This window comes from Dickeya oryzae (genome assembly GCF_009372235.1).
GTDB lineage: Bacteria > Pseudomonadota > Gammaproteobacteria > Enterobacterales > Enterobacteriaceae > Dickeya > Dickeya oryzae.
Map to the genome: position 1 here is coordinate 245,233 of NZ_ML762920.1, position 25,926 is coordinate 271,158.

Sequence of the window (25,926 nt, forward strand, 5' to 3'; positions counted from 1 at the left end):
CGGGCGTTTTTGTTATCAGATAAACCAAATTCGTCACCGGCTACGTTTAGCATGCCTCTCGCGGTTATCCTGTCGGGCTTGCTCTGATTTTCTCAGCGACACATAACAGGCACCAGTACCACCATGAAATGGCTGAGCAACACAACATGCCTGCACCGCATCAAACTGCTGCAACCAACGAAACAGGTAGTTACGCACCACGTTGGCATGCGACTTATCATGGCGACTTTTACCATGAATGATCAGCAAATTGCGCAAATTCTCCTGCTGTGCCCGTAACATGAACACGAACAGATTCTGTCGACAGGTTTCGATGGGTTGTCGCAACAAATTCAGGCTGGCATCCAGCGCATATTTTCCCTGACGTAATTTGTCCACCACCCCTTGCTGGATGCCTTCTCTTTTGAATTCCAATGGTGTGTCACACGAAACCAGATCCAAAAATCCAGTAATCAGGAAATTATCCAGCTCGGGTTCTTGCACACGATGAGGCGTCACATTCGGGAAAGAGGACTTCAGGTGAACGACGGTTGAGGACGGTTTCAGCGGTTTGACATCGTCCATGGCGTTAAGGAATAGGGCTTTTTCGTCAGGAGTCATCGTGTCACTCGCAATAATCTACTTAACTACACCCCTACTATAACCAGAGCGCCATCAAATATCACCCGGTAAGCCGAAACGCGGCGAGTTTCCTCACCGCGTGATAGCAGTTTGACCTCAATGAGACTTATATAACCAGATAATCAGGCAGCCCTCACGATATAGCTAAAGGCGATATTGCGGGGGCGGTTTTCGTTGGCTGTCGGCACCACTCTGGAGGCATCGAACGCAAAGTCATCGTTCATTTGTATCCCAACTGTTGAGGATGGCGATATTGCAGTTCGGTTACCGGTGTCAAAAAATGCGCCCTGAAATGCATCAAATGCAACGAAAGCGCCGCTTACAAACCCGGTGATGTTCCTAATTGCATCCCCTTGCAGTGAAAGCAAATTTCGGTTGCTATCCACCCCACGTCCATCATCCCAGCCACGAATAAATTCGCCGCGCAGGTCCGGTAACACGCCACCGGGGTAGACCTGCGCCAGTTTCGGGAAGGCGTTTTTGTCGAAAGCCTGACCGTTGCATTTGAGCCAGCCAGCAGGCGGCGTCGCCTGTGGCCAGGGCAACGGAATGCCGACGATATCCGCGATTTTGAGCGTGTCGCTTAAACCCAGGTTTGCGAGAAAGCTCACAGGTAAATACAATCAGCCTTTTCAGGAGGTTACGTTATGCTTATCGGTTATGCCCGGGTATCGACCAGCGATCAAAACACCGAATTACAGAAAAATGCACTAAATAGTGCAAATTGTGAGCTAATTTTCGAAGATCAGGCCAGCGGCAAAAATGCCAGACGACCGGGGCTTAAACGCGCATTGCGTAAACTTAAACGTGGCGACACACTGATTGTCTGGAAACTGGACCGACTGGGCCGCAGTGTGCGCGATTTGATTACCATGGTGTCTGACCTGCAAAGCCGTGGTATTCATTTTCGCAGCCTGACAGATGCCATTGATACTTCTACGCCTGCTGGCCGCTTCTTTTTCCATGTGATGAGTGCGCTGGCTGAGATGGAACGCGAGTTGATAGTCGAACGTACCCAGGCGGGATTAGCGGCGGCCAGAGCCGCCGGTCGCATTGGTGGGCGGCGTCGCATTATGACACCCGATACGATTGATCATGCCAAAACATTGTTAAGTAATGGAGCCACACGCTGGCAAATTGCCAATATTATTGGGGTGTCGGCCAAAACCATTTATAAATATTTTCCTGCCACGAAAGAATCCATCCACAATGAAATCAATTCCAAATAAAGAATATTAATTATGATAATTTAAATTAAAACAATGAAGCCGCTATATGTTTTCCCACCCTCCAAAAAACAGTCATTCAATGCATACGTTGTGTTTTCAAAAAATAATACAAGCGCGACATCACTCGCGTAAACAACATCATTCATATTGAGAGAAAACACATGGAAAAAAGTAACTCCCCTTGTTCACTGGACCTGATCCTGGGTAAAGAGAATCTGTACAAAAACAGCCCGATTAATATCGGCAGTATTACCGTTGGATGTGCCAAATGCCCGGATAGCCAGCAAGATACCCCGGCGACGCAACCTACCACGACCGACGGGTTGAAAGATTTGGTCGGTATCCCGCAACCCTGGCCGCTGGCAGATGCACCGGAAGGCTGGCTGAAATGCAACGGTCAGGCATTTGACACTGCGAAATATCCACAACTGGCGAAATTGTACCCTACTGGCTCGTTACCGGATCTGCGCGGCGAATTCATTCGTGGCTGGGATGACGGCAGAAATGTCGACACTGGACGCACTCTTCTCAGTTGGCAGAAAGGAACCTTGACTGTATCAGATCCAACACTGTCATCGGTCAACATTGGTGCGCTAATCCACAGTAATAATGATGCAGCCAATACTTATCTCGCCATGGGTTTTGATAAAGTAGATAAAAAAGATTATGAGATGCTTCGCTCTGCAATTAATGTCGACTCAGCAGGAGCACAAGATCTGGATAATAACGGCTGGGCTAATGGGTATGGTTCTACCCGTCCGCGCAATATCGCCTTTAGCTATATCGTCAAGGCAGGTTAATCATGACAACACAAAACGAAAATACGACTCAGCTGAATGAACAAGGGCTGAGTGTCAGTAATGGGTATATTCAGGTTTACCATATTGACCCGCAAACACGGGAATATATCGGTAGCACCCGGGAATACCTGATGGAAGGTGTTGGCATTCCGGCACACAGTTTTACGGATACGCCACCGGACGAGCAAGCTGGTCACACGAGCGTACGCAGTCAGGACGGTTTAATCTGGGAAAGCATTGTCAATTATCGCGGGCAGACCGCCTACGATAAACAGACACGTCAGTCCACCCAGATAAGCCAACCCGGCGATCTGCCCAATACCCTGACGCTCTTGCCGCCGACAACCGACTATGATGTCTGGCAAGGTGACAACTGGGTAACGGATGAAAAGGCAAAACAGGCCGCCCAGCTGGCTGCCGCTCAACAGCAGCAGGCGAGTTACCTGACGCAGGCGGAAAAGCGCCTGACCGTACTGCAGTACGCGGTTGAGCTGAACATGGCGAGCGAACAGGAAACTCAGGCGTTGAAGGACTGGAAAACCTATCTGGTCTTGCTAAACCGGGTGGATCTGTCTGCCGCGCCCGCTATTGACTGGCCAACCATGCCAGCCTGATTCCACGTTCACACTGACGCCCTCTGCTGAGGTGTGTCCCTGCCAAAGATGCCGTTTTCACTCCAACGGCATCTTTTTTATTTTCACTCAACCGATTGTTTTTAATAAAAATTTAAACACCTCGCTTATTCCCCTGTTGTGCCATCGGATACCAAACCCCATTCGGGTGCCTTCTTTTTTGTAGCAAGGCACTATTACTCGCACCCCACAACAGGAGACATTCTTGATGAGTGATTTTCATCACGGTACGCAGGTCGTCGAAATCAACGACGGTACCCGCGTCATTTCAACTGTATCAACCGCGATCGTCGGTATGGTCTGTACTGGACCGGATGCTGACGCCGCCACTTTCCCACTGAATACACCGGTACTGATTACCGATGTACTGACCGCCGCAGGCAAAGCCGGTAAAACCGGTACCCTGGCTGCTGCGTTGCAGGCCATCGGCGACCAGACCAAACCGGTTACGGTAGTCGTTCGCGTAGCGGAAGGCGCCAACGAGGCTGAAACGGTATCCAACATCATCGGCGGTGCCGATGCCAACGGTAAATACACCGGCATGAAAGCCCTGCTGGACGCGCAGGCCGTGACTGGCGTGAAACCGCGTATCCTCGGCGTTCCGGGGCTGGATTCCCAGCCTGTCGCTACCGCGCTGGCGGCTATCTGCCAATCACTGCGCGCCTTCGGTTACGTGAGCGCTTATGGCTGCAAAACCCTGTCTGATGCCATCAAATACCGCGGCAACTTTAGCCAGCGTGAATTGATGGTGATTTGGCCAGACTTCGTCGCCTGGAACACCAAAACCAATGCTAGTGCAACTGCTTACGCCACCGCGCGTGCGCTGGGCCTGCGTGCCAAAATCGACCAGGAAACCGGCTGGCATAAAACCCTGTCTAACGTCGGCGTTAACGGTGTTACCGGCATCTCCGCGAGCGTGTACTGGGATCTGCAGACCATCGGTAGCGATGCCGACCTGCTGAACCAGGCTGGCGTCACCACGCTGGTACGCAAGGACGGTTTCCGCTTCTGGGGTAACCGCACCTGCTCCGACGATCCGCTTTTCCTGTTTGAAAACTACACCCGCACGGCGCAAGTACTGGCCGACACCATGGCCGAAGCGCACATGTGGGCGGTCGACAAACCGGTAACTGCCACCCTGATCCGCGACATCATCGAAGGTATCAAGGCTAAATTCCGCGAACTGAAATCCAATGGCTACATTATCGATGCCAATTGCTGGTTCGATGAAAGCGCCAACGATAAGGAAACGCTGAAGGCAGGCAAGCTGTACATCGACTACGAGTACACCCCAGTGCCGCCACTGGAAAACCTCACGCTGCGTCAGCGTATCACCGACAAGTATCTGGTGAACCTGGCTGCATCTGTTAACAGCTAAGGAGCGACAGACTCATGGCACTGCCACGTAAACTTAAATATCTCAACCTGTTCAATGACGGTATGAGCTACATGGGCCAGGTGCATTCCGTCACCCTGCCGAAACTGACCCGCAAACTGGAAAACTACCGTGGCGGCGGTATGCATGGTTCAGCACCAGTAGATTTTGGTCTGGATAATGAGGCGCTGGTACTGGAATGGAGTATGGGCGGCCTGCCTGATGCCACATTCTGGAGTCAGTACGCCCTGCCTGGTGCTGATGCTGTTCCGCTGCGTTTCGCTGGTTCTTATCAGCGTGACGACACCGGTGATGTCACTGCTGTCGAAATCGTCCTGCGCGGTCGCCACAAGTCAATTGATAGCGGCGAGCTCAAACAAGGTGAAGAAACTGAAGTGAAAATCTCCACCCAATGCACTTACTACAAATTAATCATTGACGGCGTCGATATGATTGAAATCGATACCATCAACATGATTGAAAAAGTCAACGGCGTTGATCGCCTGGAACAACACCGCCGTAATATCGGCCTGTAATCACTGTTCTGGCCAGCTACGGCTGGCCATTTCTTTGAAACCAACTTTTTGGAGTATTCATCATGACGGCTGAAGCCACAGTACAAGAAAACGTAATCAAATTGCATACCCCAATTAAACGCGGTGAAACCCTGATCGAATCAGTTACGTTGATCAAACCAACCGCTGGCGCGTTGCGTGGCATCGGGCTAGCGGCACTCGCTAACGCAGATGTAGATGCGTTAATCAAGGTTTTACCACGTATTACTTACCCAATTTTGACGGAAGCAGACGTTTGTGCGCTTGAACTTGCCGATATCACTCAGTTGGCTGGCAAGGTGATCGGTTTTTTGTCACCGAGCTCGGCACACTGACGCTGCCCTCCAGCTTGACGGTTGACGATTTGATGGCGGATATCGCCGTGATATTTCACTGGCCACCATCAGAACTTTACCCAATGAGCCTGGCCGAGCTGACCCGATGGCGCGCCAAGGCATTAGAACGAAGTGGACAAACCAATGCCTAAATTCAATGTTTTTAAGATAGTTAGCAGTGCGATGAAACGCCAGGGGAAAAATACCGGCTCTCCCGCAACTAAACCCACTATACCAGCAGCTAAATCTGAGCAGGGTACGGTTGTCGGCAATCAGTCCTCGTCAGTAAATGAGATCTCCCCGGCCGGTGCCAGGCCGGGGAAAACTCGCCCAGGCAAAAAAAAGTCTGATAAACCTGAAGCATCATCACCAAAAGATCCGACCCATACTGATACCTCATCGCCACCCCAGGAAAAAAAACAACCTGGGTTATTGGGCAAACTGCGCGACAAAGTTATGGAAAAACTCTCGTCAATCAGCCCAGAGGATCTGGCGACAGGCACCGTTACTTCGGTTCAGAAAATTATGGAGCCGGGGTATGACTTCTCTCGTGAGAATGCAAGTTTGCAGGCATCTCTTGGCTTGAAACCTGATGATCAGATAGCCAAATATCTTACCGCTCAGGCTAAAGCTATTGCGGATACCACACCGCTTACCCATGCCGACGCGGTTCGCGCACAACATGCTATTGTTGATCTCGGGGCAACCGACAACACAGTGCTCGCAGTTACACCCACAGCAGTATCGCTATCACAAGTCAATCAACGCTCTGTCAATGATTCTGCTGCCCTACTCATGGAAGTCGATCGTGCTTTTCAGCTGAAAAATGCTAACTATGCACATATCGGTGATGTGGCAAGCGTGATCATCCAAAAGACAGAAGCAAGCTTTGACAGCTTTAAAGAAGGGTTAGCAACCGCCGCACCTACAGCCCATAAGGCTGGAGTCAGTTTCGAAGATACCAGCATCATGCTAGGTGCGCTGGCTGATAGCGGGCTTGATAACGCCGACGGGAAAAACAATGGTGCGCGCGTACAAGCACTTATCCAACGGCTCAACAAACCGACCGACACTGCCCGTCAACTGCTATCTCAGTTAAATATCGTGCCGTCTACAGCACAAGGAAAGCTGATTTCACCGCTGACAACGCTGGAGCAAATAGGTAAACGCTTTGAACAAGATCATGTCAGTCAATCTCAGCGTGATAGATACATCAATACAATATTTGGCAGTCAAGGAGGGGCCGCAGCGAATGTCCTTATCCAGGGCCTGAATCAAGGTAACACCGGGGTACTTCGCAACCGTGTACAAGACTCTGCCGGTGTTCTGACAACATCTTATGATACTTCGCAAAATACGCTAGCAGGTGATATCAGCAAGCTGCAATCCCAAACAGAAAGCATACAAGTTAAGTTGTATGAATCGGCAGAAGGGACAGCTCGCGACCTCGTCCAGGCGGGAAGCCGACAACTGGATAAGCTTACGCCACACTCGTCGTCAAATTCTGCGCAGAGCAATACACCCGGAGTGCTCAGTGGAACGGATGCCGTTGATATGCCAATGGTTAATCCATTACACACACCATCAACCCCGATGAGTAAAGCGATATTAAATGCGATACCGAAGGTACCCAAACTGCCATTAATTAAAGATTTATCACTGACAGCTCGTGGAAATATGTTGGCCTATATGGGTTCTGAAGCGGCGGAGCAGCTCTATGGGTATTATACCGAGCACCCTGAACAGCAAAAATATCTGGGTAACAATTATTTATTTGGCAATGATTTGTATGAAGCCACTGCAGCCGATTATTTAGAAAAACATAAAAAAGCAAAAGACACATTGGGTACTACTCCCCCACTACAGTCTACTAGTTCCGGTACTGGTAGTTCGCTTCCCATAGATAATAGCACCGTGGTATCAGATCCAAACTATCAAGCAGAGACGGTAACAGATTCGTTAAACGGCATAAATTATGGGAACTACAGCGCGCTGTCACCGATAATAAACCAGAACTATGCTGATAATAGAGTCATTAATAACAACGTACAGATCAGTATGCCAGAGGGCACACAGTACGAACAACTTCATGAAAAAGTGTTAAGTATATTGAATGAATACTCACAACAACAGGATGACCGGCGTTTAAGTCAAATGAATACTTTACACCCGTATTAAGGAATAATTATTATGATGCTTTCACTCGGATTATTCGTTTTCCACTTGCGCACGCTGCCATACAACGTAATTAAGCGAGAAGCCGCTTACAACTGGCAAGGTAATGCCCGGATCGGCATGCGTAACTCTCATCAATATCTTGGGAAAGGTGATGAAACTATTACATTAAGTGGCGCTCTTATTCCGGAAATATCCGGAATTACCAGTCGTGTAGCCAGACTCGCTCTGGATTACATGGCAGATTCCGGCATGGCCTGGCCACTTATTGAGGGTAGCGGTACTATTTACGGCATGTTTGTTATAACTAAGGTGGAATATACTGGGAAAGAGCTGTATTCCGATGGTAGTGCCCGTAATATCAATTTCACGCTGACGTTAACACGCGTTGACGAATCGCTGATCTCAATGTTTGGTGATCTCAGGGATCAAGCATCCGCACTCTATGACTCTAAAATATCCCCAGCGCTTTCAACAGCCAAGTCGACTATTCAGGGACTATTATCATGATTACAAGAAATCAGATTGAAATAGGCAGCGAACTCTCCCCAGACTTCCTTATTACGCTGTGGGATAAATCAATGAAGGAGCAACTTTCCACACCTTCAAATATAAAAATGCGGCTCATTTCCTTGACATTGACGGATAACATTGGATTTGAATCAGATACTCTTTCGCTGGAATTGGATGATAGCGATGGAAAATTAGTCATGCCAGAAAAAGGGGTGAATATTGGCATCAGCCTTGGGTGGAAAAATAAACCACTAGTCTCGAAGGGAGTCTATATTGTCGATAAAATAACTTACCAAGGTTCCCCAGACAAGCTGAGTATTACAGCCAACAGTATGAATTTCAGGGGGGCATTTAATAGCCCTCGAGAAGAAAGTTATAAAAATACTACATTAGGCAATCTTGCTAAAACCATTGCTGTACGAAATGAGTTGAGCTTGTCTATTTCAGAAAAGCTGGAACAGCTCGTAATGAAAGACGTTATACAGAGTAACCAGTCTGACTCGGAATTATTATTTCAGCTAGGTCGAAACAATAACTTTACCGTTACGGTTAAGAATGGCGTATTAGCGTTGTTTGAAGGTGGTTTTGGTACCAGCGTCAGTGGTAAACCGATGGGGACGAAAACGCTCGAGCGTCATGACTGCAGTTCGTTCATATTCAAAGTGACAGAGCGTAAATCTTCCCCAGTCGTGATTGCCAAATGGCACGATTACAAAGACGCCAAAACCTATGCCGTGAGAATAAAAGCGAAAGAAGAGGCGGCAAAAACCACAAGCGCCGCCCACCCAGCCGCCAAGTCGACCAGTAGTGCCCAGGACTCCAGTGAGAAGATCACTAATTACTTGTCCGGTGACATCAAAAATGCGAGCACACTCTCGAAGCTATACCGTGATAAAGAAGAAGCGACAATGGTCGCTGTCAGCCGGTGGTTTCAAATTCAACGCGAAGGCGTCGATTTTTCCGTACAACTCCACACCGGTATGGAGTCCCTGGCCCCTGGTATGCTGCTGAACTTAAAAGGATTCAAACAGGTTATCAATGATCGGTTATGGAACATAAAATCCGTGGTACATAAGCTTTCCGGCAAGGGGTTCACCTCAGCTCTGGAACTTGACATCCTCTCAAGTGATCTTGAATACGTGGCCGAATACGGGCTGTTGTCTGAAACAACTCAATAAATCGAATTTGCGAATCATTAATTTGCATTTTCAAATTCAATGTTATACTATGTGTATAAGATGTTTAACTAACCCGTACACATAAGGTGATTTCAAAATGATGCATTGTCCTTTGTGCCGTCATTCCGCTCATGCCCGTTCCAGCCGCTACCTGTCTGAAAATACCAAGGAGCGCTACCACCAGTGCACCAACGTCAACTGCGGTCACACGTTCGTGACGATGGAAGCCATTACCCGCTCCATCATGGTACCCGGCAAAACTGAACCGGTTGACGGCGAGCGCAAGTAACCCGTTATTCCTCACTCCCTCCGTGTTTCCTTACTTTTCTGACCGTCTTTCCCCGCCGCCCGGCGGGGTTTTTTATGCATTAAAATACACATAAAGTGTTTTTTTCTGGCTTTACTCGTCAATCATTAGCAAAACGTATTATTGACGCAGACCGCCATCGGCTCGTAGTATCAAACCGCTTTTACTGATTTTCAGTCACTTGCTGCGACAATGTCTCACAGTCTGCCGGGCCATCAACGCCGCAAGGAATGAATCCTGCCGTGACGATGGTGCACCTTCTTTTTTTCACCATCAAAAATCAGACGCTGACACCGCTTTGAACAACACGGGAGCAGGAAGGCGTCATGGCAATGCGCCCATGCTTTCCTGCTCCACAGCAGGGAGAATACCCATGATGGACGCCACCCTGGCCTACCGCGCCAGTCTGTTACACTTTGTCGATGACCCACTGCACCACCCCGACGCCACGCGCTTTATCGAAGACGGCGTGTTAGTGGTGCGTAACGGCCGTATTCAGGACGCCGTGCCGTATGACTGCCTTACCGAGGCTGATCGTCAGGCCATGACGGTCATTGATTATCGCGGTCAATTACTGATGCCGGGATTTATCGACACCCATATTCACTTTCCCCAGACGGAAATGATCGCCTGTTACGGTGAGCAACTGCTGTCCTGGCTTAATACCTACACCTTCCCTACCGAGTGCAAGTTTGCTGATGAGACTTACGCCCGGGAACGGGCGGTATTCTTTATTCAGGAACTGTTACGGCACGGCACCACCAGTGCGCTGGTCTTTGCGACTGTCCACCCTCAGTCGGTTGATGCGCTGTTTAGCGCCGCCGAAGACAAAAACATGTGCCTGATTGCCGGTAAAGTCATGATGGACCGCCATGCGCCGGACGAGCTGTGTGACACCGCCCAGCAGAGCTATGACGAGAGCAAGGCGCTGATTGAAAAATGGCACCACCGAGGGCGGTTGCGCTATGCAGTCACGCCGCGCTTTGCTGCCACCTCCACCCCGGAACAACTGGCGCTGGCAGGCCGGTTACTGCGGGAATATCCGGATGTGTATTTGCACACTCATCTGTGTGAAAACACGGACGAAATCGCCTGGGTCAAGTCGCTGTTTCCCGAGCAACAACACTACCTCGATGTCTACCATCACCACGGGTTAACCGGACGCCGCTCGGTGTTTGCCCATGCTATTCACCTGCACCCGGATGAAATTCACACGCTAACGCGTAGTCAATCCGCCGTGGCGTTTTGTCCCAGCTCTAATTTGTTTTTAGGCAGCGGGCTATTCCGGCTGCATCCGTTAAAAGCTGCCGGGGTTCGTGTGGGCATCGGTACCGATGTTGGCGCAGGTACCAGTCTGTCGTTGCTGCAAACCCTCAGCGACGGTTATAAAGTGCAGCAATTGCAAGGCGAAAAACTCTCGGCACGCGAAGGCTTCTATCAGGCCACGCTGGGGAGTGCGGCAGCGCTGTCGCTGGATGACAGGCTGGGTAATTTTCTGCCGGGCAAAGACGCCGACTTCGTGGTGCTGAACTGGGCGGCGACACCACTGCAGCAACTACGCCAGCAACAAGCCACCTCGCTGGACTCACGGCTGTTCGCCCTGATGATGCAAGGTGATGACCGAAACATAAGCGCGACTTATGTTCATGGTCAATGCGTCTATCGACAAGGTCAATAAACCACGAACCTGCCGATGATAAACCGGACTGGATTGCACCCCATAGAGTGACGCACCGCACATTTCACTAAAAAAAGTCATGTTGCGGTGTGCCACCTACCGATAACTATTCTTGAATCATAACCGGACAAGCGCTCAGGCCAAATGCGGGATGGCGACATCTGCTGCGCTCTGCCCTTCGCAGAGCCGACAGCCACTATCATCAGGTATTATAAGGTTTCGTCATGACGTCCCCACGCCATCGTTGTAGCGAAGAACAGCAAGACATCCTCGCGCGCATGCTGAGTATTTTCGACACCCAGCCCGCTGATGAGCTCCCGCGTCTGGCGCGCATCACCCGTACCTTTTTTCAGGTGCAGAGTGTGGTGATTTCGCTGGTTAACAGCGAGCGCCAGTGGTTTCTGACAAAAGAGAATTTTCCGCGTCAGGAACCGGCTATCGAATTTTCCTTCTGCGCTCATACCGTCAGCGCCAACGCACCGCTGATCGTTCCTGACACGCTGTTGGATTCACGCTTTGTGAATAATCCGCTGGTCACCGGCACGGATCCGATTCGTTTTCACGCCAGTTACCCACTGATCTCTTCACTCGGAACGCCGCTGGGCGCGCTGTGCCTGTATCACCACCAGCCTCGCACCTTTAGCGATGAGGAACTGCAGCAACTGAGCGATTTAGCCTGCATCGTGCAAACCGTGCTGCATAAAGTAGAAATGCAGGCGCGTGAAGCGATAGCGCAGGAAAGGTTGCATCACGCGGATTACATTAACCAGCAGATATTTTCCAGCGCGGCCATTGGTCTGGCGCTGGTAGCCCCGGATAAGCGGCTGATAAAGTTTAATCCGGCGTTTTGTGAACTGCTTGGCTACGACGAGCAAACGTTGCTGACGCTGCCGGTGGAGAACGTCGTTCACCCAGAGGATTTACCGGCACTCATCGCAGACTACGCACGGCTGATGAACAACGATATGCGGGAAAGTACGCAGCAATGCCGCTACATCCGCGCAGACGGTAGCGAGCTGTGGGCGCAGGTTTCCATTTCGGTACTCTGCAATCCCGACGGCAGCAAGTTCGGCTTGTTACTGGCGTTGACCGACATTAGCACGCAGAAAGCCTCGGAACGGCGATTACGTGACCTGAGCCAGGAACTGGAAAACCGGGTAGAACAGCGCACCGCCGAACTGTACCAAAGCCATCAATTCATTCAGGACATCACCGACCATATTCCGGCGATGATTTCCTGCATCAATCCGGATAACGTGCTGGTTTTTGCCAATCGCCACCTGCGCAGGTTAATCGGTCATGAACATGACAACCTGTATCAACGTGATATCCATGACATCTTTCGTCCGAAGGAGCTGGCGTTGCTGTTGCCACGACTGGAAGAATCCCGCCAGAAACAGCATCCGGCGTCGTTTGAGCATGAAGTGGGCATGCCTGACGGCCAACGCGTCACATTGCATACCGAACTGGTACCCGCCGAATCGCCGGAGCTCGGCACCTATATCCTCTCCACCGATATCACCTACCTGACAGTGTTGCGCGATCGGCTATCGTTTGAAGCCAATCACGACCACCTGACCGGCCTGCCCAACCGCCGTGCCGTCATCAGTTACCTGCAACGGCTGGCGGGCAAGAAACGGCGTGGGGCGCTGGCCCTGCTATTTTTTGATATCAATAACTTCAAATACTATAACGACCATTTTGGGCATGATTTTGGCGATCGGGTCATCAAAACTTTTGCCCGCCTGCTACGCCAGAATACCCGCTCTTACGATTTCATCGGTCGGCTGGCGGGAGATGAGTTTCTGATGGTTATTCATGAACAGCAGAATCTGACCAGCGAAATTCGTAGCATCACCCAGAAACTGAAAGCGAAGATTGAAAAACCGGTCACCATTCGCCATCAGACGATTACGCTGTCCGCCAGCGTGGGGCATGCGATTTTGCAAGAGGACGCGCCACTTAACGCCAATGAACTGATCCGCAAAGCGGACAGCGCTATGTATCGGGCGAAACGCCGTTATGCGCCCCCGGCATAATGGCCCCTACCATTTTAGTCTGATGGCGATTTACCTCGTCATCACTTACCTTATCATTACTTCTACTTTGCCATAATCAGATTTGCCATAATCAGATTTGCCATAATCAGCAACCCCACTTGCCAGAATAAGAATAACGAAAAACTATAAAAATAATATTATCCGGACGATCATTCTGCTTATTCCGCTGTAATAACGACAAGCTGTGTCATAAGTATTTCCTGTGATGATAATCACGTTTTTTTTAAAGTTCTCACTTTTGAGTGCCGATGGATTTTTTACCGACATCATTATTCCATCACCGAGAGCAAACCATGTTCAGAAATATAAAAATTGTCACCGGACTTTTTTCATTACTACTGGCATTAAGTCTATTGCAGTTGGTTAGTTACGGTTTTTTCTTTGGCGCCATGAAGAGTGATCGCAATAACTTTGTCGTCGCACAAACGCTGCGCAAACAGAGCAGCGAGTTGAATGCGTCCTGGATAGCCCTGATCCAGACACGCAATACCATGAATCGCGCCATCGCACGTATGATTATGGAAACCAACAATATTCCCAGCGCCGGAAAATCGGCCGAGCTGATTGATGTCGCCAATCAGTCGCTGGCTCAGGCGGACAAACATTTCGCCGCCTATACTCAAATTCCGTTATTGCCGGTACAGGACGCGGCGCTGGCGAAAGACATCAACACCCATTATCAGGCACTGCGGCGCGTATTACAGCAAATCGTTGATTTGATCAAAACGCAGGACGTCAAAACCATTCAGGCACTGCCGACACAAAAAATGCAGGATGCCTTCCAGAATTCCTTTGATGCCTATTTCCGTCAAAACGATGCCTTGAATGACAGCGCAGTGACCGATAGCAACCAAAATTATGACTACAGTATCATCGTGATAGCCGTTTGTGTGTTGATCCTGCTGTTCGCCACCAGCAGTGCCTGGGTGTATATCCGCCGCATCCTGTTGCAGCCATTACGTCGGGTAATAACGCACCTGCACCACATCGCCAACGGCGACCTGACACAGTCGCTGCTCATTGAAGCAAAAAATGAAATTGGCCAGTTGGCACAGAGTGTCCGCCATATGCAACAGTCGCTGACTGATACCGTCGGGAAAGTGCGTACCAGCGCAGATGAAATTTATCGCAGCGCCAGTGAAATTGCCGGTGGCAATAGCGACCTGTCCTCGCGTACCGAACAGCAGTCAGCATCGCTGGTAGAAACCGCCGCCAGCATGGAGCAGTTAACCGCCACCGTCAAACAGAACGCCGACAACGCCCGTCACGCCTCTCAACTGGCGCGCGACGCATCTGATACCGCTCACAAAGGGTTGCAGGTGGTGGATAACGTGGTCAGCACGATGAAGCAAATCAGCGGCAGTTCGCAGAAGATCAGTGATATTACCGGGCTTATCGACAGCATCGCCTTTCAGACCAACATTCTGGCGCTTAACGCGGCGGTAGAAGCCGCACGCGCAGGGGAACAGGGGCGTGGCTTTGCCGTGGTAGCCGGAGAAGTGCGGAATCTGGCGCAGCGTAGCGCCGAAGCAGCCCACGAAATCAAAGGGCTTATCGAAGACTCGGTTAATCGGGTGCACGAAGGCTCGCTACTGGTGACCTCTGCCGGGGAAACCATGGGCGACCTGGTGAAAGCGGTTTCACGCGTCACCGACATCATGGGGGAAATCTCGTGTGCCTCGGAAGAGCAAAGCCGTGGCATCGATCAGGTTAGCCAGGCCATCAGCGAGATGGATCGCGTCACACAGCAGAACGCAGTACTGGTAGAACAATCCGCTAATGCGGCCGTATCACTGGAAGAGCAAAGTGACCACCTTAACCATGCGGTGTCGCTGTTCCGGCTTCATGCAACGCCCGTTCAGGACCGCGAAAAAAAACGGCCCGTCATCGGCACATCCAGTAAAACACCGTCGCCGTTAACGCTTCCCGGCAAAGCCGCCACCGCCGGAGCCTACCACGATGCGGGCAACTGGGAGACATTCTGACTCCCCCCCGACTGAAAACCTGCTTTTATCGTCCGCCCTGCTTTGGGGCGGACACCCCATGAACGCCCGCTTATCCACCGCGTCTCTCACGCTGTTATCACGACCAGACGCTATTTTTATGTCCTTCAAAAACGACTGGCAATAAATACTGTGCCACCGGATAAACACCTGTTAGATGAACTCCTGGGACATGATTTGTTTTCTCTGTTTCTGCTAATTATCCCAGCCCATCGATGGCGATAACCGTCAGGCGCTTATTTTTCATCACAATCTTGCGATAGCGCATCATTATTTCTGGCGAAAAATGAAATTTGCCAGACAAATGCTAAATTTAAAATGATATCGGATCAGATCTCATGCATATGTTTGTTATTGTTAGGTTGCACTATCGTTAACTGCATCAACGGTCGGCTGTCTATGGCCTGAACAGGGCATATATCGTCAGCTTTTTATTAAAAAGCGAGCTATAGGTAAAAAAAACAAATCACAGATTACGCTACGGGTATCCAAATAACGTAATAGCAGGACGTCAGCATTGATACGCACGACGCCCTTCGAAAAGGAATACGTCAGGGAAGACGGGATAATAAAATCAGCGCACCTGCACGCTGAAGCATCGCGGCGATATATCTTTTCTATGCGACAGACCCTGAAGTCCAAACTAAAAATAATTTTCACGAGGACCTGAAATGCGCAACAACCAGCCAGTCACACAAAGGGAATATGTTTTTGACAAGGATGCCACGCTCATGTCGGTCACCGACGTGGATAGTCATATTGTTTATGCCAACGATGCGTTTATTGAGGTCAGTGGTTTCGAGCCTGAAGAAATTGATGGACAACCACATAATTTCGTCCGTCACCCGGATATGCCGGTCGAAGCCTTTCGCGACATGTGGCAAACACTCAAGCAGCAAGAACCCTGGACAGCACTGGTCAAGAATCGACGCAAGAACGGCGATCATTACTGGGTGCGCGCCAACGCCGTCCCGATTGTGCGCCAGGGACGCACGACCGGATATATGTCCGTACGTACCCAACCTTCCCGTCAGGATGTAGACGCGGCGGAAAGATTGTATCAAACCATGCGGGGCGATCAGGGTAAAAACCTGAAATTACACAAAGGGGTACTGTATCGCACTGGCATCACCGGGCTATTTTCACGCCTGAAGCTGATATCGATGCGCTGGCGCTTGCGCGGGATTATCACGCTGACGACGTTGATAAGCTACATTGTGTTCTGGTTAATTCATGGCGATTTTGACTCTGATTTTTATATCACCAGCGCGTTTATGACCGGCATGATGCTGCTGCTGGACGGCTTACTGGAGTGGCAATTAATCAAACCGATTGAAATGGTTAAACAGCAGGCGCTGGATATCGCCACCGGTAACGTTAACACGATTGACTATGGCAACCGTGGCGATGAAATTGGTACCATCCAGCGTGCTATCGGACAACTGGGGTTGATGTTTCGCTGGCTGGTGGACGATATCAGCACGCAGGTGCTGAACATCCGCTCCGCCAGCGACGACCTGGCCCAAGGCAGTGAAGACATGAGTGACCACGCCGAACGTACCGCAGCGAACGTGCAGCAGACCGCTGCTGCCATGAACGAAATCAATACCACAGTGCAGACCAACACCACAACCACCGGCGAAGCCAGTCAACAGGCCTCCACCGCTTGTGATGCGGCCATCAGCGGCGGTCGGGTCATTGGCGAGATGGAAAAGACCATGGACAGCATTGTCGCCAGTTCGGAGAAAATCGCCGGTATTACCTCCATCATCGATAACATCGCCTTCCAGACCAATATTCTGGCACTGAACGCCGCCGTGGAGGCCGCGCGCGCTGGCGAACAAGGGAAAGGGTTTGCGGTGGTCGCGGGCGAAGTGCGTAATCTGGCACAGCGTAGCGCCAGTGCGGCCAATGAAATTAAGCAGTTGATCGAATCCAGTGTGGAACAGGTCCGCACCGGTTCCAGCCATGTGCGAGACGCGGGCAACAGTACGCAGAACATCGTCACCCGGGTAAATAGCGTCAGCCAGTTGATTGCGCATATTGCGGACTCGACCAAAGAACAAACGATTGGGTTGTCTGAAATCGGCCGTGCGGTGGAGGAACTGGAACAGATCACCCAGAAAAATGCGGCTCAGGTCAATGCTTGTGCGCAGGCATCGGATCAGTTAAAACAACAGGCACGCCGACTGGAACAGGCGTTACACGTATTCCGGTAACGCCGCTCAACCTTTCCTGACTCGATGACACAACGCCCTGATGAACTTGTCAGGGCGTTTTTTCAGGCGCCGTTTGGGAACATCTCCATGCTGGACAGACATGGAGATCGATACATAATGATTACTGTGCCCGCGACATGTTGTTTTCACGCCAGCGTGCTACCTGCTCTTTTGTCACATCGTCTTTATAACAGGCCGGTGCCGCGCCGCCTTTGCGACTCCAGGCGCTACGCCCACCACAGCGACTGCCATTACTGGCCGAATTATACGGACAGGCGCAATTCCCCGCATAACTGGCAATAGATTCCTCAATAATTATTTGCTTGATCTCATTATCGCTCAGGCGGGTATTTTTCGCGTCCGCGGTTGCAGCCAATAAAACACATGATGCACACAATAATTGGAAGAGATATTTTCCCACGATACATTCCTTACCCAGATAATATTTTTTACCCAAAGTAATGCTTCTTACCCAAGATAATGTTTCTTACCCAAGAATATATATCTTACTCAGAAAACGTTATTCCCCGCACCGTCACGTTACCAAATCTTCTATTGGCACACCGTGTGCCTTCAGCGAATCCGCAGCTAAGCTGCCTTGCAAAGCGTGCCTTCGCACCGGGTTATCGACAACCTGACATCACAGAGAGGAAGAACGACTTTTATTGATGATTAACATCACTCGCATGGAGTCTCGAATAAAATTCGAAATAGTAAGCATAGAACGATTATTCAGATAACGCCGAAAAAATGACTATTTTTATTCCCCAGAATATCGATTCATCTTTACTTTTCGTCGATGGTCTTCACCATGAATATATGTTTATTTCCCGCCACAGGCTTTCCCGGCTCGCTGAACACAATACAGCGTCAGTTCACCGCCAAATACCGCACCGGTATCGATATAGTGCATGTTCCAGAACGTCAGCGGCTTTCGCAACGGCGTATGACCAAACAGGAAATCGTCTGCGCCGACGATAGGCCCACTGATCCCCGCCATCGCCTGGCTAAGCCGTTGCCGATTCCATAATACCTGCGCCCAGGGTAACGGCTGCTCAAACTGGTAGCCGTCAGCCGGGTAATCGGCATGTGCGACCACCGTGCGTTGGGTTGCGGTCACGATTTCGATGACATAAGGCAATTGTGCCGCCTGTGACAACCCGTGGCGGGCCAGCCTCTGCTGTTGTGCTTCGAGCTGGAAAAACCAGTCGCCGCCATTGGCCCGCCACAACGCAATACGCCCGGCATCGTTTAACGCATCCAGCGCCATCTGCTCATGATTGCCCCTCACGGCACGAAACCACGGCTGTTGTAGCAAATCAAGACAGGCCAGATTTTGAGGGCCACGATCGATCACATCGCCGACAGACACCAGCAGATCGCAACTGGTATCAAACCCGACCCGCTCCAGTGCCGCCACCAGTGGCTGATAGCAACCGTGCAGATCGCCCACAACAAAGATATGTCGCCAGTCAACGCCGGTAATACGCTGATAGGCTGGCGGTAGTTGAACAAGGGTCATGATACCTGCCTCCCTGTCGTCGCATTGCAGCCTGGAGACCTCCGGTTGAGGTATAGTCCGTACAATGTGCGGTGATAATGATGCGGCAATGCTATGTTGCGATAGTGCTATGTTGCGATAGTGCCATGTTGCGATAGTGTCATATTGAGATAGCACCATGTTGCGATAATAAAATGTCGTAATAATAAAACATTACAGCAATGCGGTTTTCCACAGCTGATGTGAGTGAGTATGTCCGAAATAATGTCCGAGAAAGTGTCCGGGAACCTGTCCCAACGTTTTCGTTTTGTCATCGCGCTGCTGCTAACCGGCGTTCTGTCGGGTCTTGGCGGTATGTTACTGGCGCTGTTGCTCCACACCATCCAACACCTGGCCTATGGTTACAGTGTGGACCATATCATCAGCGAGGAAAGTTTTTTACAGGGGGTCAGTGCGGCAGAACCCACCCGCCGGTTTATTGCCTTGCTGGCAGGCGGGCTGGTCGCCGGGTTGGGCTGGTATGCGCTCTACCGCTATGGCCGTCGGCTGGTGAACATCAACGCAGCATTACAGGCCGATAAGCCTGACATGCCGGTAAAAGAAACCATCATCCATGCCTTACTACAAATTGTGACCGTAGCGCTCGGCTCACCGCTGGGCCGGGAAGTGGCACCACGTGAGCTGGGTGCGCTGGCCGCCAACCATCTTTGTCGCGCATTACGCATGACCCCGGAAGACACCCGGTTGCTGATTGCCTGCGGCGCCGGTGGCGGTCTGGCGGCGGTGTATAACGTTCCGTTGAGCGGTGCGCTGTTTGTCGTGGAAGTTCTGCTGGCGCGCGTTCAGATCAAAACCTGTCTGGCTGCTTTTTTCACCAGTGCGACAGCCGCCCTGATAGCCCGTGTCGCGCTGGGTGATGAATACCAGTACCACCTGACGGTGCCGCTGACGGTATCCAGCGACCTGACCGTCTGGGCGCTGATCTGTGGGCCGATATTCGGGGTCGCCGCCTATGGATTTAACCGCCTCACCCGCCATGCCCGACAGCATTCACCGCGAGACGCCTGGCTGATTGTCACCAACCTGCTCAACTTTGCGTTACTGGGGGCGTTGGTGATCATCCTGCCGCAACTGGCGGGCAACGGCAAAGGGCCAGCGGAACTGAGCTTCACCAGCCAGCTGTCAGTATCGATGGCGTTACTGCTATTGGGATGCAAGGTGCTAGTGCAATGGGGCAGTCTACGCGCTGGTGCGCAAGGCGGCTTGCTGACACCGGGACTTGCCAACGGCGCGTTACTGGCAGTGGCGTTGGGCGGTATCTGGTCGTGGTTCTTTCCGGATAATCAGCCGGGTGCCTATGCCGTCATTGGTGCCGCCGCGTTTCTGGCGACATCAATGAAAATGCCGATCACCAGTCTGGTTCTGATTATGGAGCTAACTCATGTCAGCGACGATTTCTTTGCGCCCATGGCGCTGTGTATTACCGGCGCGGTCGGTACCAACATGCTGATCGAGAACATGACAGCAGATAAAAAATAACGCTGGATACCTATCGACGGTGGGTAAACGAGTGGGCCGTACAGTCATCATCATTCTGATGGCACCGCTTTCGTCTTGCTGATTTCATCGAAATAGAGCATGGAATTGGTCATGCTCTGGCGGACATTCACCAGCGAGCTACGCACTGCAACCAGCCGTTTCCCTTGCAGCATAATTACAAACGGTGAATTATCCCTGACGGCCTGCTGCAAGTGCTGGTAGATATTACGGCGTATTTTCGAATCGTATTGGGCCGCCGCCGCCCGGGTCATATTGCTGAGTTCCGGAACTGACCATCCCAACCGCCCGGCCAGTGTACCGGGCCGGCCAAGCGCGAACGCGCTGGCATTACTGTTAGGGTCAATATAGTCTGGCCCCCAATAGGTAAATACCGCCTCAAAGCGACCGCTACGCATACGCGTCCACAGTTCGCTCTCTGCCACCATCTGCACATCAATGCGAATATCGACACGGGCAAAACTGTCCTGCAACGCCTGCGCCACCTCCACATACGGTGGCTGATTCGCTACCAGCAAGCTAAACCGGCTGCCCGCTGCTATTCCGGCATCGCGCAATATCTGTCGTGCTTTCTCTACATCCAATCGGAATGGTTTTTCCAACGCAGCACTGTCAAATCCTCTAGGCAGGAAATTCTGATGTACCCAGAACTGTCTTTTCAGCAGGCGGTGAGCAATGCTTTTATAGTTGATAAGCCAGCGTGCTGCCTGCCAAAAAGCAGGTTGCCCCAGAAACGAAGCCGTCTTGCTACGCGTATTAAAACCCAGATAATAGATTCTGGTACCTGACATCTTACTCACCCTTACACTGGGTTGACTCGCCAGCGCACTAAATTGATCAGCCCCCAGATCGTAAGCCGCGTCAACATCACCTTGTAGCAACAACAGGCGCCGTACACTCGGGTCGGCTACATCTTTTAACATCACCCGCGGTAATATTGGCGGACGACGGGCGTAGGGGTTACGTTCCAATAACAGAGCCTGCTGTGGCAAATAACGGCTTATTTGATAGCTGCCGCTACCCGCAGAATGAGTTCTTAGCCATTTATTACCAAAATCACCGTTATTGCTGTGTTTTTCCACCTCAATGCTGTCAATAATCAGTGAGACACTGGCCGACAACAGCCGCAATACCAGTTCACTGCCAATATCGCGGATCCAGCGTATTTCCAGATGCTGATCGTCGATTTTACGAAATTGCGCCTCGATATTGCCTGACTCCCACCCCAGCTCATTGAGAATAAACGCCGGTGTTTTATTGAGTTTCACCGCCCGAGTCAGTGAATAAATCACATCATCAGCCTGTACCGGGTTACCGGAGGCGAACACCGCACTGGGGTCGAGAGTAAACGTCAGGCTTCGTCCGTCCGGGCCGGGATGCCAGTCGAGCGCTAACGCGGGTTCCAGTTGGGTGGGGTTGTCACGACTGTTGGAAACCAGTCCCTGATACAGTGAGGTAAGGCAGCTACTGCTGACGGTTTCAAAACTTTCTGCCGGATCAAAACTGATAATACTGTTCAGGGAAATGGCGACGACCAGCGTATCATCCGGTGTCGATGCTTTCGCTGGCAGGCTGAATAGCAGCATCAGTAAAACGGCAAACCCTACCTTCATCGTTTCGTCCTCAGTATCGCGGCATATATGTCATCAGAAGGATGGTGGTCATCGGGATCCTGTTCTGTGGGATGACATTCAGTGAGATCATGTTCAGTAAGACTGTAGCCTGCCGTCTTGCATCCACAACACGCGATCACACATGTGTTCCATCACATTGCAGTCATTGCTGACCAGGATCATGGTCAGGTCGTCGCTCTCACGCAAGCGTGTAAGGACATTGAACACTCGCGCCTGCCCGAGCATATCCAGCGCGGAGGTAGCATCATCCAGCAACAATACGCGCGGGCGCATCAGTAACGTGCGCAATAACGCCATCAGTTGGCGTTGTCCGCCAGACAACTGATGCGGGTAATTATCCAGCAGATAATAAGGCAAACCCAATTGCCCGGCCCCTTGAGCCAGTCGCTCGTCCACATCGGATACGCCCATCAGCCGCAACGGGGCACTCAGGGTTTTACGCAGGGTATGGCGTGGATGCAACGACGCGTAGGGGTCCTGAAAGACCATCTGTACCTGCTGTCGCAAGACTGGCCCGAATGACCGACCGGGATGGATCGGCTGCTCAAGCAATGTCATCGTTCCCGACCAGTGGGGGTTCAGCCCGGCCAGTGCCCACAACAGCGAAGACTTGCCACTGCCGGATGGCCCGGCCAGCCCGAAACACTCGCCCTGTACCACCGTGAAACTGGCGTTATGCACAACGTCATGGCGCTGATACCCCTGCCAGTGCGCCACACTCACCTGCTCGACTACTACGGCCATCGGTTCGTGCATCATGCCGTTCCTTCCGGTTCGTCCGGCATCATCGGCAATATCTGCCCGTGAGTCTGTTTACCCGGCTGGGAATGCCAAAGCATCCGGGTGTAAGGGTGTGTCGCATTCGGTAGCTGCGACGCGGGTAGCGAATCCACCAAATGCCCCTGACGCATCACCAGGATATGGGCACAATGGCGCACGACCAGTGGTAAATCATGGCTAATCAACAGTAGCCCCATGTGGTGTTCGGCGAGCAAATGGTCAAGTAACGATAGCACCTGCACCCGGGTTTCCCTGTCCAGCGCAAAGGTACGCTCATCGATAATCAACAGATCCGGCTGGGTAATCATTGCCATCGCCAGCATCACCCGTTGTGCCATACCACCGGAAATCTGGTGAGGATAACAGGCCAGCACCCCACCGGACTCTGCCAGACCAACAGCGTCAAGGCTCTCCAGCACGCGTTCTTGTCTTTCATGGCGCGGCAACCGGGTGTGCAGCCGCAGCGGCTCCTCCATTTGCCAGCCTATCGTGCGCATCGGGTTTAATGCCTGCTTCGGCTCCTGCATCACCATCGCAACACGCCTGCCACGCCATTGCCGCCACTGCGTCGGACTAAACCGCAACAGATCCTGCCCGGCCAGCTCAAGCCGCTCCGCCTGCATCTGGCATTCATACGGCAACAACCCCATCAGCGCCCAGGCCAATAGTGATTTCCCCGCGCCGGACTCGCCCACCAGCGCCACCCGCTCTCGCCGCATACGGAATGACAACGGGTGCACCAGCACGTGCGGCTGACCGTTACGACGCCAGATCGAAAGATTTTCCACCTCCAGCAAGCAGGAGTCAGTGTTTGCCATAACGAGGATCCAGTCTGTCGCGCAGAGCGTTGCCCAGTAAATTAAAGGTCAGGCTGGTAAATAAAATCGCCAGCCCCGGCATGGTGGCAACCCACCACTGTTCCAACATCACATTACTGCCTTCCGCTACCATCGCGCCCCATTCTGCCATCGGCGGTGGTGCGCCCAGCCCCAGAAAGCCCAAGCCAGCGGCCGCCAAAATCATATTGCCCGGCGTCATCGCGGCACGGGCCAGTGCACCCGGCAGGCACAAAGGTAGTACGTGGCCATACATCAATCGCCATCCACTAATGCCTTGCATACGGGCGGCCAGCAGAAACTCACTGTTACGCAGCGCCATCGTTTCAGCCCGCGCTTGCCGGGCAAACTGCGGCCAGGCACTTAACGCCAGCGCCAGTGCGCCATGCAGTAACCCTGGGCCCAGCACCGCGATCAGCGACAGCGCAATCACCAACCCTGGCAGTGCCAGCATGATATTCGTCAGTCGCATCAATATTTTATCTATCCAGCCCCCCAGATACCCTGCACCGACCCCCACGAGAAGCCCAACGGGAATTGTAATGATGAGAATCAGCACCACCATGATCAATACGGGGCGGGTACCGTAAATCACCCGTGATAACAGGTCGCGCCCAAAACCGTCGGTCCCCAACCAATGCGCCTGGCTCGGTGGTTGCAATCGCTGGATAATATTGTGGGTATAAGGGTCAAACGGTGCCAGCCAGGGGGCGAAAAGCGCCACCAGCGTCAGTAAGGTCAGCATAAGCAAACACACATTGATGCTGTTAAGCGCAACGCGGCGACGCGCTGGCCGACGGCTAAGCGGGAACAGAAAGGTCCACTTCATCGTGTACGTGGGTCCAGCAAAAAGATCAGCGCATCCGCCAGTGCATTGAGCAGGATGAAACAGACCCCAATCAACAGCGTCGCCCCCATTACCGCCGGAATATCCGCGGCAAACAGCGCCGTCGTCAGGTAACGCCCTACGCCGGGCCAGGAAAACACCGTTTCCACCAGAATCGCCCCTTCCAACAGGCTGGCGTAAGAGAGCATCAATACCGTCACCATGACCGTCTGAATATTGGGCAAAATATGAAAAAGCAGGATACGCCACTGACTGGCCCCCATCGCACGGGCTAACGTGACGTATTCTTTGCCACTCTCTTCCAACAGCGCCGTGCGCAACATCCGTGCGATGCTGGCCATTGACACAAACCCCAGTACGCAGGCGGGCAACCACAGGTGTGCCAGCACGTTACGAAGCATCGCCAGATTGCGACTCCAGTTGCCGAACAACACAAATCCTGTCGGTAATTCGGCCGAATACTGATAAACGTCATCGATCCGCCCCGGCCCGGCAGACCAGTGCAACACGGAGTAAAACAGCAACAGGCTGAGTAAGCCAATCCAGAATACCGGTACGGAATACCCCAGCAACGCCACCGTACGCACCAGATAGTCTAAAACACCACCGGGTTTCAACGCCGATAAGAGTGCCAGCGTAATGCCTCCGACAAATCCAAGCACGATGGCGCTGGTCGCCAGTTCAATAGTAGCCGGGAAGGTACGCAGTAAATCGTCCAGCACCGGTTGTAAGGTGTTACACGACACGCCGAAATCGCCTTGAAGCAGCGCACAAAGGTAATCCCAGAATTGCAGCCACAATGGCTTGTCGAGCCCCAGTTGCTGGCGCACCTGGCTATAGGTAGCATCGCTGGCATGTTCTCCCGTGACGGGCAACACCTGATCAGCTGACGCTAAATGGGTTAACAGGAAGGTAAAAAACAACAGGCCCAACAGCGTCAGGCATAACGAAAGGAAACCACCCAGCACCTTGCCGGGACGCGCCGCAGTTCCCCATATCTGTTGATAAAATGAACTCATTGACGGTGGCCTTGTTGCCGGTCTGACAATCCCGGTCGTGACACGTTGCCTGCATGGTATCATCACTACCGCC

Annotated in this window: 25 protein-coding genes; 16 read left to right on the plus strand and 9 right to left on the minus strand. The window is 51.9% G+C overall.

The features are described 5' to 3' along the window. Positions 1–33 precede the first annotated feature (33 nt). Complete coding sequence (smrA, locus tag FAZ14_RS01070) at positions 34–600, minus strand: DNA endonuclease SmrA (protein WP_153507916.1); 567 nt, start codon at positions 598–600, stop codon at positions 34–36. Between the two features lie 143 nt (positions 601–743). Continuing rightward, positions 744–1,232: a phage tail protein gene (locus FAZ14_RS01075; RefSeq protein ID WP_235914428.1), complete on the minus strand. Its 489-nt coding sequence runs from the start codon at positions 1,230–1,232 to the stop codon at positions 744–746. 36 nt (positions 1,233–1,268) lie between these two features. Here FAZ14_RS01075 and FAZ14_RS01080 point away from each other — a divergent pair, with 36 nt between their 5' ends. The 15 genes from FAZ14_RS01080 to FAZ14_RS01150 all read left to right on the plus strand — a co-directional run bounded on the left by FAZ14_RS01080 (position 1,269) and on the right by FAZ14_RS01150 (position 17,679). Beyond that, positions 1,269–1,850 (plus strand): recombinase family protein, encoded by a 582-nt coding sequence (locus FAZ14_RS01080; protein ID WP_016942402.1) that lies wholly within the window; start codon positions 1,269–1,271, stop codon positions 1,848–1,850. A gap of 161 nt (positions 1,851–2,011) precedes the next feature. Further along, positions 2,012–2,650: a phage tail protein gene (locus FAZ14_RS01085; protein WP_038926235.1), complete on the plus strand. Its 639-nt coding sequence runs from the start codon at positions 2,012–2,014 to the stop codon at positions 2,648–2,650. Positions 2,651–2,652: 2 nt separating this feature from the next. Next, on the plus strand, positions 2,653–3,264 hold the full coding sequence (locus tag FAZ14_RS01090) for a tail fiber assembly protein (RefSeq protein WP_153507917.1): 612 nt from the start codon (positions 2,653–2,655) through the stop codon (positions 3,262–3,264). 226 nt (positions 3,265–3,490) lie between these two features. Then, positions 3,491–4,660 (plus strand): phage tail sheath protein, encoded by a 1,170-nt coding sequence (locus FAZ14_RS01095; protein WP_016942405.1) that lies wholly within the window; start codon positions 3,491–3,493, stop codon positions 4,658–4,660. Between the two features lie 14 nt (positions 4,661–4,674). Beyond that, the gene (locus FAZ14_RS01100; protein WP_016942406.1) at positions 4,675–5,193 is read left to right on the plus strand and encodes a phage major tail tube protein; all 519 of its coding nucleotides are present in this window, start codon (positions 4,675–4,677) and stop codon (positions 5,191–5,193) included. Positions 5,194–5,255: 62 nt separating this feature from the next. Continuing rightward, a complete protein-coding gene (locus tag FAZ14_RS01105; RefSeq protein ID WP_016942407.1) occupies positions 5,256–5,546 on the plus strand; it encodes a phage tail assembly protein in 291 nt (96 codons plus the stop codon). Between the two features lie 32 nt (positions 5,547–5,578). Continuing rightward, complete coding sequence (locus FAZ14_RS01110) at positions 5,579–5,698, plus strand: GpE family phage tail protein (protein ID WP_016942408.1); 120 nt, start codon at positions 5,579–5,581, stop codon at positions 5,696–5,698. Next, a complete protein-coding gene (locus FAZ14_RS01115) occupies positions 5,691–7,724 on the plus strand; it encodes a phage tail tape measure protein (RefSeq protein WP_153507918.1) in 2,034 nt (677 codons plus the stop codon). Before FAZ14_RS01110 ends, FAZ14_RS01115 begins: the two co-directional genes overlap by 8 nt. Before the next feature lie 12 nt (positions 7,725–7,736). Next, positions 7,737–8,231, plus strand: coding sequence for a phage tail protein (locus tag FAZ14_RS01120; protein WP_038926232.1), 495 nt, complete (start codon positions 7,737–7,739; stop codon positions 8,229–8,231). Continuing rightward, the gene (locus FAZ14_RS01125; RefSeq protein ID WP_153507919.1) at positions 8,228–9,412 is read left to right on the plus strand and encodes a contractile injection system protein, VgrG/Pvc8 family; all 1,185 of its coding nucleotides are present in this window, start codon (positions 8,228–8,230) and stop codon (positions 9,410–9,412) included. The genes FAZ14_RS01120 and FAZ14_RS01125 overlap by 4 nt, the downstream gene beginning before the upstream one ends. Before the next feature lie 97 nt (positions 9,413–9,509). After that, positions 9,510–9,701: an ogr/Delta-like zinc finger family protein gene (locus FAZ14_RS01130; RefSeq protein WP_012769529.1), complete on the plus strand. Its 192-nt coding sequence runs from the start codon at positions 9,510–9,512 to the stop codon at positions 9,699–9,701. Positions 9,702–10,092: 391 nt separating this feature from the next. Beyond that, on the plus strand, positions 10,093–11,397 hold the full coding sequence (guaD, locus tag FAZ14_RS01135; RefSeq protein ID WP_153507920.1) for a guanine deaminase: 1,305 nt from the start codon (positions 10,093–10,095) through the stop codon (positions 11,395–11,397). Between the two features lie 224 nt (positions 11,398–11,621). Beyond that, positions 11,622–13,436, plus strand: coding sequence for a sensor domain-containing diguanylate cyclase (locus tag FAZ14_RS01140; protein WP_153507921.1), 1,815 nt, complete (start codon positions 11,622–11,624; stop codon positions 13,434–13,436). A 314-nt stretch (positions 13,437–13,750) separates the two neighbouring features. Next, positions 13,751–15,442 (plus strand): methyl-accepting chemotaxis protein, encoded by a 1,692-nt coding sequence (locus FAZ14_RS01145; RefSeq protein ID WP_153507922.1) that lies wholly within the window; start codon positions 13,751–13,753, stop codon positions 15,440–15,442. Between the two features lie 689 nt (positions 15,443–16,131). Beyond that, a complete protein-coding gene (locus FAZ14_RS01150; RefSeq protein ID WP_153507923.1) occupies positions 16,132–17,679 on the plus strand; it encodes a methyl-accepting chemotaxis protein in 1,548 nt (515 codons plus the stop codon). Positions 17,680–17,800: 121 nt separating this feature from the next. Here FAZ14_RS01150 and FAZ14_RS01155 read toward each other — a convergent pair whose 3' ends face one another. Both FAZ14_RS01155 and FAZ14_RS01160 read right to left on the minus strand, forming a co-directional pair. Beyond that, positions 17,801–18,100, minus strand: a complete 300-nt coding sequence (locus tag FAZ14_RS01155; protein WP_038926227.1) for a hypothetical protein — start codon at positions 18,098–18,100, stop codon at positions 17,801–17,803. Between the two features lie 402 nt (positions 18,101–18,502). After that, positions 18,503–19,201 carry a metallophosphoesterase gene (locus FAZ14_RS01160; protein ID WP_153507924.1) on the minus strand — a complete coding sequence of 233 codons (699 nt, stop codon included), beginning with the start codon at positions 19,199–19,201 and terminating at the stop codon, positions 18,503–18,505. A 231-nt stretch (positions 19,202–19,432) separates the two neighbouring features. Here FAZ14_RS01160 and FAZ14_RS01165 point away from each other — a divergent pair, with 231 nt between their 5' ends. Then, on the plus strand, positions 19,433–20,719 hold the full coding sequence (locus FAZ14_RS01165) for a chloride channel protein (protein WP_153507925.1): 1,287 nt from the start codon (positions 19,433–19,435) through the stop codon (positions 20,717–20,719). Between the two features lie 50 nt (positions 20,720–20,769). On the opposite strand, the gene FAZ14_RS01170 is transcribed toward FAZ14_RS01165, so the two are convergent. From FAZ14_RS01170 to FAZ14_RS01190, 5 genes are all read right to left on the minus strand, one after another. Continuing rightward, positions 20,770–22,350, minus strand: coding sequence for an ABC transporter substrate-binding protein (locus FAZ14_RS01170; RefSeq protein WP_016942419.1), 1,581 nt, complete (start codon positions 22,348–22,350; stop codon positions 20,770–20,772). Between the two features lie 93 nt (positions 22,351–22,443). Further along, on the minus strand, positions 22,444–23,127 hold the full coding sequence (locus tag FAZ14_RS01175) for an ABC transporter ATP-binding protein (protein WP_016942420.1): 684 nt from the start codon (positions 23,125–23,127) through the stop codon (positions 22,444–22,446). After that, positions 23,127–23,969 carry an ATP-binding cassette domain-containing protein gene (locus FAZ14_RS01180; RefSeq protein WP_016942421.1) on the minus strand — a complete coding sequence of 281 codons (843 nt, stop codon included), beginning with the start codon at positions 23,967–23,969 and terminating at the stop codon, positions 23,127–23,129. The genes FAZ14_RS01175 and FAZ14_RS01180 overlap by 1 nt, the downstream gene beginning before the upstream one ends. Beyond that, positions 23,956–24,816, minus strand: a complete 861-nt coding sequence (locus FAZ14_RS01185) for an ABC transporter permease (RefSeq protein ID WP_016942422.1) — start codon at positions 24,814–24,816, stop codon at positions 23,956–23,958. Before FAZ14_RS01185 ends, FAZ14_RS01180 begins: the two co-directional genes overlap by 14 nt. Beyond that, positions 24,813–25,853: an ABC transporter permease gene (locus FAZ14_RS01190; protein WP_029456462.1), complete on the minus strand. Its 1,041-nt coding sequence runs from the start codon at positions 25,851–25,853 to the stop codon at positions 24,813–24,815. The genes FAZ14_RS01185 and FAZ14_RS01190 overlap by 4 nt, the downstream gene beginning before the upstream one ends. Positions 25,854–25,926 lie beyond the last annotated feature (73 nt).